At 66.1% G+C, this 14,225-nt stretch carries 9 protein-coding genes; 7 read left to right on the forward strand and 2 right to left on the reverse strand.

Annotation, left to right across the window (positions count from 1 at the left end; all coding sequences use genetic code 11):
- Positions 1-216 precede the first annotated feature (216 nt).
- The 7 genes from ACCQ09_RS03765 (at position 217) to ACCQ09_RS03795 (ending at position 10,590) form a co-directional block, all read left to right on the forward strand.
- A complete protein-coding gene (locus ACCQ09_RS03765; protein ID WP_029216943.1) occupies positions 217-939 on the forward strand; it encodes a GntR family transcriptional regulator in 723 nt (240 codons plus the stop codon).
- A gap of 45 nt (positions 940-984) precedes the next feature.
- Positions 985-2,262 (forward strand): sugar MFS transporter, encoded by a 1,278-nt coding sequence (locus ACCQ09_RS03770; RefSeq protein ID WP_070689691.1) that lies wholly within the window; start codon positions 985-987, stop codon positions 2,260-2,262.
- Between the two features lie 40 nt (positions 2,263-2,302).
- Positions 2,303-3,370, forward strand: coding sequence for a LacI family DNA-binding transcriptional regulator (locus tag ACCQ09_RS03775; RefSeq protein ID WP_011038510.1), 1,068 nt, complete (start codon positions 2,303-2,305; stop codon positions 3,368-3,370).
- 6 nt (positions 3,371-3,376) lie between these two features.
- Positions 3,377-4,405 carry an SIS domain-containing protein gene (locus tag ACCQ09_RS03780; RefSeq protein WP_040940661.1) on the forward strand — a complete coding sequence of 343 codons (1,029 nt, stop codon included), beginning with the start codon at positions 3,377-3,379 and terminating at the stop codon, positions 4,403-4,405.
- 2 nt (positions 4,406-4,407) lie between these two features.
- The gene (nagA, locus tag ACCQ09_RS03785) at positions 4,408-5,562 is read left to right on the forward strand and encodes an N-acetylglucosamine-6-phosphate deacetylase (protein WP_040940662.1); all 1,155 of its coding nucleotides are present in this window, start codon (positions 4,408-4,410) and stop codon (positions 5,560-5,562) included.
- Positions 5,563-5,875: 313 nt separating this feature from the next.
- On the forward strand, positions 5,876-7,246 hold the full coding sequence (locus ACCQ09_RS03790) for a S41 family peptidase (RefSeq protein WP_197708526.1): 1,371 nt from the start codon (positions 5,876-5,878) through the stop codon (positions 7,244-7,246).
- 647 nt (positions 7,247-7,893) lie between these two features.
- A complete protein-coding gene (locus ACCQ09_RS03795) occupies positions 7,894-10,590 on the forward strand; it encodes a TonB-dependent receptor (RefSeq protein ID WP_040940664.1) in 2,697 nt (898 codons plus the stop codon).
- A gap of 129 nt (positions 10,591-10,719) precedes the next feature.
- Here the strand turns inward: ACCQ09_RS03795 and ACCQ09_RS03800 are convergent, their stop codons facing one another.
- Positions 10,720-11,952, reverse strand: coding sequence for a multifunctional CCA addition/repair protein (locus tag ACCQ09_RS03800; protein ID WP_011038505.1), 1,233 nt, complete (start codon positions 11,950-11,952; stop codon positions 10,720-10,722).
- 70 nt (positions 11,953-12,022) lie between these two features.
- Positions 12,023-13,993, reverse strand: coding sequence for a transglycosylase SLT domain-containing protein (locus ACCQ09_RS03805; protein WP_040940665.1), 1,971 nt, complete (start codon positions 13,991-13,993; stop codon positions 12,023-12,025).
- Positions 13,994-14,225 lie beyond the last annotated feature (232 nt).

Genomic DNA, 14,225 nt, shown 5'->3' on the forward strand with positions numbered 1-14,225 from the left:
CATAGCTCGAAGGGCTAACCGTCCCGCCTCCTCACTGACCTTCCGTGGCTACCCATCGCTTTCTTTGGGCGCGGCGCCATGACAGATGACAGGCCTACCCGTCGCGTCCGGGCACAGGGCTGGTATGCCGACGCCGATTGGTACTATATTGGACCTAACGAATCCTGCCAGGTGAGAACACCCATGGCCAAGGCCAACGCGGAGGGGGACAAGCGACTGGACGACCTGCGTCTTGACGCCTCCGCGCCCACACCGCTGTACCTGCAGCTGGCCGCCAAGCTCGGCGAGGCGATCCGCGGCGGTCACTGGAAGGCCGGCGAAGCGCTGCCCGCCGAGCGCCAGCTGTGCGAGCGGCTGCAGATTTCGCGGGTCACCTTGCGCCAGGCCGTGGATGCGCTGGTCGAGCAGGGCCTGGTCTCGCGTCGCCAGGGCGCCGGCACCTTTGTCACCTCGCACATCCAGCACCAGCTCAGCGGCTTGACCAGTTTCAGCGAGACGTTGCGCATCAAAGGCTACGAGCCCGGCACCAAGTGGCTGGAACGGCGCCTGCGGCCCGCGCATGGCGAGGAAATCCTGCGCCTGGGGTTGTCGCCGGATGCGGCGGTCGCCTCGCTCACCCGCTTGCGCAGCGCTGATGATCGCGTGATGGCCTACGAACACGCCGTGTTGCCGCAGCGCGTGGTCGCCGACCCGGAGCAGGTGGGCGATTCGCTCTACAGTTTTCTCGATGCGCAAGGCACCCCGGTGGTGCGTGCGCTGCAGTACTTCCGCGCGATCAATCTGCCGGCACGGCTGGCCGAACACCTGCGCATGAAGACCGGCGAGGCGATCCTGCATGTGGTGCGCGTGGGCTACACCCGCGACGGCAGCGCGATCGAACTCACCGACACCTATTGCCACAACGACTTCTACGACTTCGTCGCCGAACTGCGCCGCTGACGCCGACGGCATTCCCCCGCACGACAACCTAGAGCCAGCCGATCCATGACTACCGCCAGGCCCGCAAATCCCGTTGTCTCGATCGCCATCGTCGGCGTGCTGTTTTTCATCATCGGCTTTTTCACCTGGATCAACGGGCCGCTGATCACCTTCGTGCGGCTGGCGTTCGACCTCAACGAGGTCAATGCGTTCCTGGTGCTGATGGTGTTCTACCTGTCGTACTTCTTCCTGGCGCTGCCCTCGTCATGGATCCTCAAGCGCACCGGCATGAAAAAAGGCCTGGCGCTGAGTCTGGTGGTGATGGCGCTGGGCGCCGCAGCATTCGGGCAATTCGCTACGCAACGCTGGTATCCGGGCGCACTGGCCGGCATGTTCGTGATCGGTAGCGGCCTGGCGTTGTTGCAGACCGCGATCAACCCATACATCAGTATTCTCGGGCCAATCGAAAGTGCGGCGCGGCGCATCGCGCTGATGGGCATCTGTAACAAGATTGCCGGCATCCTGGCGCCGATCCTGATCGGCTCGCTGGTGCTGCATGGCATCGGCGATCTCTCCACGCAGGTGGCCGCGGCCGATGCGGCGACCAAGCAGCAACTGCTCAACGCGTTTGCCGCCAAGATCCATGCACCATATCTGGTGATGTCCGGCGTGTTGCTGGTGCTGGCGGTGGGCGTGTTGTTCTCGCCGCTGCCCGAACTCAAGGCCTCCGAAGCCAATGCCACGCCGGGCAGCGGTGGCGCGGCGCAGAAGTCCAGCATCTTCCAGTTCCCGCATCTGTGGCTGGGCGTGTTGTGCCTGTTCGTGTATGTCGGTGTGGAAGTGATGGCCGGCGATGCCATCGGCACTTACGGACACGGCTTCAATTTGCCGCTGGACAGCACCAAGCTGTTCACCTCCTACACGCTGGGCGCAATGTTGCTGGGCTATATCGCCGGCCTGGTGCTGATTCCGCGGGTGATTTCGCAGGCGCGCTACCTGAGCGTGTCTGCGCTGCTGGGCGTGCTGTTCTCGCTGGGGGCGCTGCTGACCCACGGCTATGTGTCGGTGGGGTTCGTGGCCGCGCTCGGTTTTGCCAACGCCATGATGTGGCCGGCGATCTTTCCGCTGGCCATCCGCGGCCTGGGCCGGTTCACCGAGATCGGTTCGGCGTTGCTGGTGATGGGCATTGCCGGCGGCGCGATCATTCCGCAGCTGTTCGCCATTCTCAAACAGCATTACGACTTCCAGGTGGTGTTCGCCGCGCTGATGGTGCCGTGCTACCTGTACATCCTGTTCTATTCGCTGCGCGGCCACCGTGTGGGGCTGCCGGCTCAACCGAAATGAGTGACGCGGCATGATGCGTTCAGACGAACAAGGCACGAGTATGCGCAGGCCCACCATCAAAGATGTCGCCGAGCGCGCCAAGGTCTCCTTGAAGACCGTGTCGCGCGTGATCAACAACGAACCTTCAGTGATGCAGGCCACGCGTGCGCGCGTGCTGCGTGCCATCGCCGATCTCGATTACGAACCCGATCCGTCCGCGCGCAACCTGCGCAGCGGCACGCCGTTCGTGATCGGCCTGGTCTACGACAACCCCAACCCGTACCACATCATCGGCATCCAGAACGGCGTGTTGGCCGCCTGCCGCGAAACCGGGTTCGGGTTGCAGATCCATCCCTGCGATTCCACTTCGCCGCTGCTGGCCGAAGAACTGGCCGAATGGGTGCAGCGCTCGCGCCTGGCCGGCGTGGTGCTGACCGCGCCGATGTCCGAGCGCCCCGAATTGCTGGCCGGCCTGGCCGCGCGCGGCATCAAGAGCGTGCGCATCATTGCCTCCACCACCGACCCGGGCGATGGGCCGTGCGTGTACATCGACGACCGCGATGCCGCCTATGAAATCACCGAGCATCTGATCCAGCTTGGGCACCAGCGCATCGGCTTTTTGTGGGGCGGTCCGCAGCACCGCTCCAGCGGCGAGCGCTACGCCGGTTACGAAGCCGCATTGAAGGACTACGGCATCAGCCTGGACAAGCACCTGGTGATTCCGGGCGACTACACCTTCGACGATGGGTTTCGTGGTGCGCGCCGGCTACTGTCGCTGCGCGAGCCGCCCACGGCCATCTTCGGCAGCAATGACGAGATCGCCGCCGGCGTGCTGGCCGCGGCCAAGTCCACCGGCATGAACGTGCCGTACCAGTTGTCGATCGCCGGATTCGAAGACAGCCCGTTCTCGCGGCAGTCGTGGCCGGCGCTGACCACCGCCAAGCAGGCCACCGAAGACATCGCGCGGCACGCGGCACGCCTGCTGATCAGCCAGTTGCGCAGCGACGCCTACGACGACCAACCCGCGCAGCTGCAGAACCGCGGCTTCGTGCCGCAGTTGGTGGTGCGCGGTTCCACTGCACCGGCGCAACCGCCGGCCGCCAAATCCCCTTCCCCCGAATCCGCCTGAGCTCCGATGAATCTCCCCCAGGAAACCGACACCTTGATGTTCCGCGAGGCGGCCGAAACCGCCGACGTGGTCGCTGCACAGTTCGCGCGTAATGCAGACACCATCGCCACGTTGGCGCAGTCGCTGCGCGAGAACCCGCCGCCGTTCGTGGTGACCTGCGCGCGCGGCAGTTCCGATCACGCCGCCACCTACGCCAAGTACCTGTTCGAAACCCAGCTCGGCATCGTCACCGCGTCGGCTTCGCCCTCGGTGGGCTCGGTCTATGTGGCGCCGCTGCAGCTGCGCGGCGCGCTGTACATCGTGATTTCGCAATCGGGCAAGAGCCCGGACCTGCTGCGCAATGCCGAAGCCGCCAAGGCCGCTGGTGCGCGCGTGGTGGCGCTGGTCAACGTGGAAGATTCGCCGCTGGCGCAGCTGGCTGAGGTGGTGATTCCGCTCGGTGCCGGCCCGGAAAAGAGCGTGGCCGCGACCAAGAGCTATCTCGCCTCGCTCGCTGCCGTGCTGCACCTGGGTGCGGTATGGAAGAACGACCCCACGTTGCTTGCCGCCGTGCAGCAGCTGCCGCAGCAGCTGCGCAGCGCTTGGCAGGCCGATTGGTCCGCACTCACCAGCGGCCTGAAGCCGGCGCACAACCTGTTTGTGCTCGGCCGTGGCCTGGGCCTGGGCGCGGCGCAGGAAGCTGCGCTGAAGTTCAAGGAAACCTGCGGCCTACACGCCGAGGCCTACAGCTCGGCCGAGGTCAAGCATGGCCCGATGGCCTTGGTGGGCCCGGGCTTCCCGGTGCTGGTGTTCGCGCAGCCGGATGAAACCGGTGCAGGCACGCGCGCCCTGGCGGAAGAATTTCGTGCACGTGGCGCGCAGGTGTGGCTTGCCGCGCCCGATGGCGACCTGCCGCTGGCCGATGCCGCGCACCCGGCGTGCGCACCGTTGCTCACCGTGCAGAGCTTCTACCGCGCCATCAACGCACTGGCCCTGCAGCGCGGGCATAACCCCGATCTGCCGCCGCATTTGAACAAGGTCACGGAAACGGTTTGAACATGGATGCTTCCCCGATTCAAGCGCTCTGCAATGCACGCGTGCTCACCGATGACGGCCTGCAGGACGGCCTGGCCGTGCTGCTGGACGGCGCGCAGATCCAGGCCGTTGTCGCGGCCGACGATGCGCGCGTGGCGCAGGCCGGCACGCGCGTGGATCTGGGCGGGGCTACCCTGCTGCCCGGCTTCATCGACATCCAGGTCAACGGCGGCGGCGGGGTATTGTTCAACAACGCCTGCACGCCGCAGGCGCTGGCGACGATCGCCGCAGCGCATCGCCGCTACGGCACCACCGGCATGTTGCCCACGCTGATCAGCGACACCGCCGAGGTGATGGCCGAGGCCATCGCCGCCACGCGCCAGGCGATCGCACAGGGCGTGCCGGGCGTGCTCGGGATTCATCTGGAAGGCCCGTACCTGAGCCCGGCGCGCAAAGGCACCCACGACGCACAGAAGTTCCGCGTGCCCGACGCGCACGAGATCGCGGTGGACACCTCGCTGGACAACGGCGTCACCCTGATCACGCTCGCGCCCGAGCGCGTGCCGCTGGACGACATCCGCGCCTTTGTCGCCGGTGGTGCAGTTGTGTTTGCCGGCCATACCGCCGCGACCTACGAACAGGCGCGCGACGGCATTGCCGCTGGCGTCAGCGGCTTCACCCATCTGTACAACGCGATGTCGCCACTGGCCGGGCGCGAGCCCAATGCCGTGGGCGCCGCGCTGGAAGATCCCGCGGTGTGGTGCGGCGTCATCGTGGACGGCGTGCATGTGCATCCGGCCAGCCTGCGCGTGGCGCTGGCCGCCAAGCCGCGCGGCAAGCTGCTGCTGGTCACCGACGCCATGCCGATGGTCGGTGCCGACAGCCCCAGCTTCGACCTGTACGGCGAAACCATCACCGCCATCGATGGCGTGGTACGCAACGCCGCCGGTGCGCTCGCCGGCTCCGCGCTGGACATGGCCACCGCGGTGCGCAACAGCGTGCAGTGGCTGGGCGTGGACCTGGCCGAAGCCGCGCGCATGGCGTCCACCTATCCGGCGCAGTGCATCGGCCTGGGCGAGCGCCTGGGCCGCATCGCACCGGGTTACCGGGCCGACCTGGTGCTGGTGGATGCAGACGTGCACGTGCTGGGCACCTGGGTGGCGGGGCAGCGCGATTGAGGTTGTGCAGCATGGTTGCGCTCGCTGACGTGTAGCGCCGTCGATGTGCCGTGCCTGCGGATCGCAGTCACCGGTTGCGTGCCTCGGTACGGTGTTGACGTTCAAGGGGCGTGCTCGCCGGAAGGTTGAGCGGTGGGCATCTGCCGTCGCGACAACGGCGCGGCATGCCTGCCAGGCACGGTCCGGAACGGTTGCTGTGCCTGGCCATTGCCTGTAGCGCTGAATCGCCGCCGCCACGCAGGCAGCGCTGCCATCCACAGTGGCACGTCGTGGCTGCTAGAGTCGCGATCAACTCCAGGACAAGGCAGTGCCGATGAGACACGCACGGATGCGCTGGTGGCTGGTGGGGTGTTTGCTGCTTGGCGCGCATGCAATTGCGGCTGCGGCCAACTGGCAACTGGTTGCCGGCGGCACGGATTACCAGTTGGATGCTGCGCAGGGCGATGTGCAATCGGCCGAGGGCGCACGGCTACGTCTGACCGCACGCACCAAGCGCACGGCCGCGTTCGGTGCGGCCGCCGTGCAACTCGATGCCGTCCCGCTGCGTGGTCAGTCGCTGGCCTTGGATGGTCTTCTGCACACCTTCAGCGCCGTCCCGGGTGCAAACCTGTGGATGCGCGCAGTCGATGCGCAGGGCAAGGTCGTGGCATTCGAAACCTCGCAAGCCGAGCGGGTGAGTGGCAGCGCTCAGGCACGCCGTGGTATCGCGATGCAGATTCCTGAGCAAGCAAATCGACTGGCAATTGGTGTCGTGCTGGCTGGCGATGGCGCCGTCGAAGTTACTGGCCTAAGGCTGATGGCCCAACCTGTCGTGGATGCTGCGTCTGCAGCGGCGATTCTCGACGTTGCGATTCCTGCGATCAGGGAGCACGCGTTACAGCGCAGCCGCATCGATTGGGCCACCCGCGAGCCACAGTTGCGCACCCAGGCCGCCAGCATGCGCAAAGCCGACGCCTATGCGGCCATCGAGGCGCTGATTGCCGAGCTCGATGACGGCCATAGCGCACTGTTACGGCCTAGCACCCTGCGCGATATGGAGGCGCGTGCCGCGCACGCTACAGTGCAGGCACGGTTGCGGCAGCCCGATGTGGGCTATGTCGCGGTGCCCGGCCTGATGACCTCGTCCAGTGATGTCAGGGGCGACTATCAACGCGCGCTGAGCGCCGCGCTGGACGGCATGGCATCGCAGGCACGCTGCGGCTGGATCATCGATCTGCGGCAGAACAGCGGGGGCACCATGTGGCCGATGCTCAACGGCTTGCAGCCGTTGCTGGGTGATCACGTGCTCGGCTACTTCGTCAACGCAGATGGCGAGCAGACGCCGTGGCGAGCGAGAGCCGTGCCGCCGATGGCCGGCGTGCGCGCAGCGCAAACCGATCGCCCGGTGGCCGTGCTGATCGGCCCAAACACGGCAAGCGCGGGCGAAATGGTCGCCATCGCGTTCCGTGGCCGTCCGGCAACGCGCAGCTTCGGCCAGCCGAGTGCGGGGCAGACCACCAGCAATCGCACGGTCGATCTGCCCGGTGGTGGCGTGCTTGCGGTTGCCAGCAGTGCGATGCAGGACCGCAATGCACAGCGTCTGGATGGCGCCTTGCAACCGGATATGGCGCTGGACCCGCAGACCGATGCCATCGATGCGGCGGCGCAATGGCTGCGAATGCAGCGGTGCGCACCGGCGCAGTGATACACGCAAGGCGTGCGCGGATTGCGTTGGATCAACGCGACGCGACTACCGGCAACGGAAGCATCGCTCTGATTACGCTGTGGGCGAACGATGGCATGACGCAGAACTGAAACAGGAAAGCGCATCGTCCAACGGCACGCGTCGCCTGCATTGCGCGTCACGCCAACGCGACCAGCTGCGATCACGCGCATTGCAGCGTCGCATGGTGCCACTTATGCAATAGGCCCCAGCACGACACTTTGCAATGCAACATTTTGCTGCGCAGCCTTGCTGGGCGAGGTCGCCGGCGCAGTGGTCTGCATGGGCTGTTTGCTGGAATGCGATCTTGGTCACGCTGTCGTTCCATTATCGACGCCTAGGACAGCGTATTCCGCATAAAACAAGGGGGTTCTGGCGAAAAGTTGACAGTACCGCTATCGGAAGGCACCTTCGCTGATAACGTTGTCAGCGAACAGGAGCTTCGTTCCGCACCAGCACATCACCGCCGCTGGCCATGCCTTGGCCCGGCATCTCGATCCGTTGCGCACACGCCGCACGGATCACTGTTGCACGCCGGCGCAGGGGACGGAGTGCGGCACGGCGCGCGCAGCGCGCTTCAGCGCAGCCCATCGGTTGCGGCCTGACGTATCAGCCACGAGGTCAACGCAATGCTGTTTCCCCGTTCGTTCCAATGGTCAGTCGAATCAACCTGCACCGCCGCGCACCGGCAACCACCACGGCGCGTGCCACTGAGCGCAGCGGTCCGCGCTTTGTTGATCGGTGGCGTAACAGTGAGTGGCGCGCTGGCGCTTCCGGCGTTTGCGCAGCAACAGCCCGCAGCAGTGCCGGCACAGCCGCCATCCCCTGCAGTTGCGCAGGACGCCGCGCCAGCCAATCCCTCGGTGTCCACGTTGGACGAAGTCAAGGTTGTCGGGTACCAGGCCAGCCTGGGCAAGGCGCTCAACGTCAAGCGCAATGCCGATGCCATCGTCGACGCGATCAGCGCCGAAGACATCGGCAAATTCCCCGATACCAACGTCGCCGAGTCGCTGTCGCGGCTCTCCGGCATCACCGTGGACCGCCAGTTCGGCGAAGGCGAAAAAGTCAGCATCCTCGGGACTGATCCGGCACTCAACCGCGTGTTGCTCAATGGCCAGACCATCGCCTCCACCAGCTGGGGCGGCGACCCCAACGACCCGGACAGCCGCTCGTTCAACTACAGCACGCTGGCACCGGAAGTGGTGGGCCTGATGGAGGTCTACAAGACTCCTGAGGCGCGCATTGATGAGGGCTCGATCGGTGGCACCGTGATCGTGCACACGCGCAAGCCGCTGGAGCTGGAGCGCAACACGCTCACCGGCACCGTGAGCTACGGGTACAACGATCGTTCCGAAGAAGGCAAGCCCAATGCCTCCGCGTTGTATAGCTGGAAAAACCAGGATGAAACGCTCGGCGTGCTCACCTCTGTGATGCATTCGCAACGCGTGCTGCGCCGTGATGGTGTGGAGATCTTCGGTTACGACGATGTGGCAGGCGCCGGCTTTCCCGCTGCCGTGGTCGGCAACAATACCGGGGTGTTTCCCACCTCGATCAACACCGCCTTGTTTCAGCAGACGCGTAAGCGCGATGGCGTCAGCGCCGCACTGCAGTGGAAGCCGGATGCAGACTTCGAGCTCAACCTGACCGGCCTGTACGTCAAGGAAAGCTTCGACAACTACAACCAGAGCCGCTACGGCTACTGGGGCTCCACGCCTGGCGATGCGCAAGCGCTGGGGTTCGAAAACGGCATTGCCACCTCGGGTACGTTCGGCGATCAATCCACCACGTTCCTGGACGGTTACCTGCGCAACAGCGAGGTCAGTACCGGCAGCATCCATCTGCGCGCCGACTGGCATGGCGATGGCTGGAATGCCTCCAGCCAGGTGGGCTACACCAGCTCGCAAGGCGGCGCCGAGCGCATCTACGGCATCCAGTTCCGCAATCTTGCCGGCTACAGCTACAACATCGACGGGCGCCGCACCGCAATGGACTACAGCACCGACCCCACCAATGCGGCGGCGATGCAGCTCAACAACGCTTCGGCCAGCCATAGCCCGCAGTACGACAAGGAACGCTACCTGCAGCTGGACTTCGACCATGCGGTGGAGTGGGGCCCGTTCACGCAGATTCTTACCGGCATCAAGCTCACCAATCACGCCACCGGGCAGTCGTCGTACAGCCGTACCTGGAACCCGAACGATGGCAGCACGCTGGCCGCGTTCTCGCCGGGCACCACGCCCTCCGGCTATCTGGACGGGCTATCGACCAGTGCCGACATGCAGCGCTGGTCGACGATCAACAGTGGCGCCATCAGCCAGTACATCGGCGGGCTCGAAGGCGATGAAGGCTTGCCGATCAGCTATGCGGGCAACTACAGCATCGAAGAACAGAACCGCGCCTGGTTCCTGCAGGGCAATTTCTCCGGTGAGCGTTATCGCGGCAACATCGGCGTGCGCTATGTGCATACGCGCGACTCCACCGATGGCTATAGCTACGCACCGGGCGGTGGCTATACGCCGGTGAATTTCCTGAGCAGTTATGGCAAGTGGCTGCCGGCGTTCAACATCGCCTACGACCTGCGCGACGATCTGATCATGCGTTTCGCCGCCTCCAAGGTCATCGCGCGGCCGCGCTATACCAACATGACCCCGTACGTGGCCACCGACGACACCACGCTGACCGCCTCCACCGGCAACCCCGGCTTGAGCCCGTACGAGTCGACCAACCTGGGCGCATCGCTGGAGTGGTATTTCACCGACAGCAGCGTGCTCAGCGGCGAATTCTTTTCGCGCGATATCTCCAACTACATCCTCACCACCGTGCAGGACCGGGTGTTCTTCAACAATGCCACCGGCGGCTCCAGCACCTACCAGACCTCGGTGCCGACCAATGCCGGCGATGCAAAGGTGCGCGGTGTGGCGGTCAATCTTCAGCACAACTTCGGCAATGGCTTCGGCGTGGTGGCCAACTACACCTATTCCGACTCCAACACCGATGGCGACTACAGCCTGCCGTACAACTCGCGCAATGCCTACAACATCAGCCCGTACTACGAGCAGGGCAAGTGGAGTGCGCGCGTCAACCTGGGCTGGCGTTCGGAATACTTCACCCAGATCGGACGGCTCAACGGGCAGCAGATGACCGATGCGTTTACCCAGGTGGATGCGTCGGTGGGCTATCAGGCCACCGAGCGGCTGCGTGTGGCGCTGGAAGCCACCAACCTGCTGGACGAAACCTACTTCAGCTACATCGGCAACAAGAACCAGCCGTACTACCTGTACAAGAACGGCCGCGCCTTCATGCTGAGCCTCAACTTCAAGCTGTAGCTGTACCACCTGGCGAACGCCGGCTGCGTGCGGGCGTTCGCCAGGTGAGTATCACCGAGTGGGTGTCACCGAGACGGCTTGGCCTGCCGTGTGGCCGCGCGGCGCCCACACCGCGCGTCGATCCCGCGCTTACTGACGCAAGCTGCGCGCCTGTGCAATGGCGGCGATGCGCGCACTGGCCAATGCCTCACCAATCTGCGGGCCCTGCAAACCGTCTGCCGCAAGATCACGCGCATTGATCGCCAGCGCCGCGGCGTGCACACGCTGCAGTTCCGGCCCTTGCGGGTATGCGGCTTCTTCGCTGCCCAACCGGCCGCGCTTGTCCGCCTCACAGACCAGCGCCAGTTGGGCGATGCGCTCCGGCCGACGGAAGCCGTCGCACCGCACCAGCAGCTCATGCACGGTGCGGTCGCGCAGTTCGGGCAAGCGATGCACGTTGAGATGTTCGCGGCAGGCGGTGACCGCAAGCTGGCGATAGTCCTGCGGCACTTTCAGCCGCTCGCACAGCGCCTGCAAGGGGGCCACGCCGCGCTGCTCATGCATCACATGGCGCGGCCATTGCTCCGGCGGGGTCAGCGCCTTGCCCAGGTCATGGGTGAGCGCTGCAAATCCCACCAGCGCATCGCCGGGCGCAAGCCGCGCAGCCATGTCGCTGACCATCTCCTGGTGCACGCCGGTATCCACTTCCGGATGGAACTCGGCACGCTGCGGCACGCCGTACAGCGCGTCGAGCTCGGGCAGGATGGCGCGCAGCGCGCCGGTGTCGTGCAAGGTGCGCAGGAACGCGGAAGGCTGCGCACTGCCCAGCACGCGGCGCAGCTCCTGCCATACGCGTTCGGGCACCAGGCTGTCCAGTTCGCCGCTGTCGGCCATCTCGCGCATCAGCGCGGCGGTTTCCGGCGCAATGCCAAACCCCAGCGGCGCCAACCGTGCCATGAAGCGCGCCGCACGCAGCACGCGCACCGGGTCTTCCACAAACGCCGGGCCCACATGCCGCAACACGCGTTGCTGCAGATCGCGTACGCCGCCATACGGGTCGAACACTTCGCCGCTGGCTTCGTCGCGTGCAATCGCATTGATGGTGAAGTCGCGGCGCAGCAGGTCTTCTTCGAGCGTCACCGACGGGTCGGCGTCCACGACAAAGCCACGGTAGCCACGCCCGGACTTGCGCTCGGTGCGTGCCAGCGCGTATTCCTCGCCGCTGCGCGGGTGCAGGAATACGGGGAAATCCTTGCCCACCGGCTTGTAGCCCAGCGCCTGCATCTGGGCCTGGTCGGCGCCGACCACCACCCAGTCGCGGTCGCCGGCTGGCTGGCCGAGCAAGGCATCGCGGACTGCGCCGCCCACAAGATAGATCTTCATGCGCACATGATGCCCGATGCCCTGCGCACTGCCACGCACGGCAAGCGCGTGCGGCAGTGCGCGGGCTGCGTCAGTCCTGTGCGGCGTTGGCCGCCGGGCCCGGCGAACACACCGGACGCGTGCGCTTGTCCACCAGCCGGCCCATCAGCCGATCGCTCAACGGCAATGCATCGCCATTGAGGCGCCAGTCGTAGATCACGCTGAAGGCCAGCACCCGCGCAACGTACTCACGCGTTTCCTTGTAGCTGATGGTCTCGATCCAGAAATCCGGGTCAAAGCCCGGCCGTTGCGCCTGCCAGCGCCCGGTCGGGCCGGGGCCGGCGTTGTAGGCGGCGATGGTGACGTAGGGCAGGCCGTAGGTGTTGAGCAGCTGGCGCAGGTAAGCCGTGCCGATCGCGATGTTGGTGTCTGGCTCGTAGAGGCTGGCGGCGCCGCCGTAGTTGGGCAGGGCAATACCCTTGGCCACCGCCGCGCCGGTGCCCGGCAACACCTGCATCAGGCCCATTGCATTGGCCGGCGAGCGTGCGCGTGGATTGAAGATGCTTTCTGCGCGAATCTCCGCGGCCACCCATGCCGGATCGATCGCATTCTTGGCCGCTTCGCGGCGGATGCTGTCGTCGTGGTGCAGCGGAAAGCGCAGCGCGTACAGGCGCTGTTCGTCGGGCTGCTTGCCGAGTGCGAACACCGCGCGGTCGAACCACCCGTTGTCGCTGGCGACCTCCACGGCGAGGCGGCGTTGGCTGTCGTCGAAGCGGCTGGCGGCATCGTTCCATTCGGCCACAGCCCAGCCGGGGCGGTCGATCTGGAACAGCGCGATGGCGCGCACCAATGCCGGGTCGCGTGCCACCGCAGCCTTGGCCTGCGGGCTGTCCTTGGGCTCCCACGGGCACAGCCGGTAGGGCTGCTGCAGGCGATCGGCAGCCAGGAAGCCGTGGAAGGTGGGCGACTGCGCGGCCGCGCGATACAGCGGCTGTGCCGCGGCGGCGGCGCCGGTCTTTTCGGCCAGCCGCGCTTCAAAATATTGCCAGCGCGAATCACTGCGCTGGGTAGCCGGCATCTTGCGGATGGCGGCCAGCGCCGCCGGCCAATCGCCACGCGACATCGCCTCACGCGCGCGCCATTCGTGCAGGCGTTCGTCATAGGACGCATCGGGCACTGCATTGAGGCGGCGCGCCGAATCGGGCAGATACGAGGCCACGGTCCACAACGCAATCTGGTACAGCACCTGCCCACGCTGCGCCTCGCTGAAGCCCAACGCGGCGGCCAGTGCAGGCAGTTGTTGTTCGGCCGCGTCCGGGTCGCTCTTGGCCAGCTTGGCCAGGCCGTCCACGGCGATGTTGCGGCTGCGCTCGGTCCTGGGCCAGCTCGCCGCACGCGGATGCACCTTGTCCAGGAACGCCGCGTAGTCGGTGGCCAGGGCCAGATCGGCCGCCGGCAGCCCGCGTGCGGCTGTGCGCATCACCGCAGGCTGCTGCGCGTCGGCAGCGGCTTCCACGCGCTCCCAGCGCAAGGCCGGGGTGAGCTCGCGGCGCGACTCCAGCCCGGCAACCACCGCGTCGCAGGCATCGGGCAGGCCCTTGCCGGTGCGCCACAGCGTCAAGGCATCGCGGCTCCACTGCGCATCCGCCTTGCCGGTGGCCTGGCGCGCGCTCAGCTGCGCACAGCGCAGGCCCAGGTTGTCGGTGGGCTTCCAGTTGGCCAGCAGCGTGGTCCAGTCCTGACGCCGCGCCACGGCCGGCAACCAGGCGCCGCGGAAGCTCTCAGCCACCGGCTGGCCCGCATACCGCTGCAGAAAGCCCTGCGCCTGCGAGGTGGAGACACTGTCGATGTTGCGCTTGAGCGCGGCGTATTCCAGCCAGCCGTACAGCGGATGCCGGCGCAGGGCGGTGAGCTGGCCGGCGTCGGCCTGGCCACGCTCGGCGGCGGCGATGGCATCGCGCATGGCGGTCAATTGCGGATCGAGCGATTGGGCATGCAGCGCAGTGCTGCCAAGGCAAAGCAGGCCGGCGAAAATAGCGGCGAAACGTGGGGAATAAGTCATCGCGCGACTATACCGAAGCGTGGCTGAGCACTTGAGTGAATGTGGCGCGGTGGCGCCGCGCATGTGCGCCTGTCGCGCGCTGTATAGGTGGGGCTGGCACTCGCCTCTTAAGGAGCACGAAGCAAGCGTGCCGATGCGATGACGGAGGCAGTGCTGCGTTGCCAGGTTGCGGTGCGTTAAGGTTTCGTTTAAAAGTCGGCATGGACCGCAGGGCACGGGGGCGTGCGGTGAC

The organism is Xanthomonas sp. NCPPB 2586, from assembly GCF_041475775.2.
GTDB classification, from domain to species: Bacteria; Pseudomonadota; Gammaproteobacteria; order Xanthomonadales; family Xanthomonadaceae; genus Xanthomonas; species Xanthomonas campestris.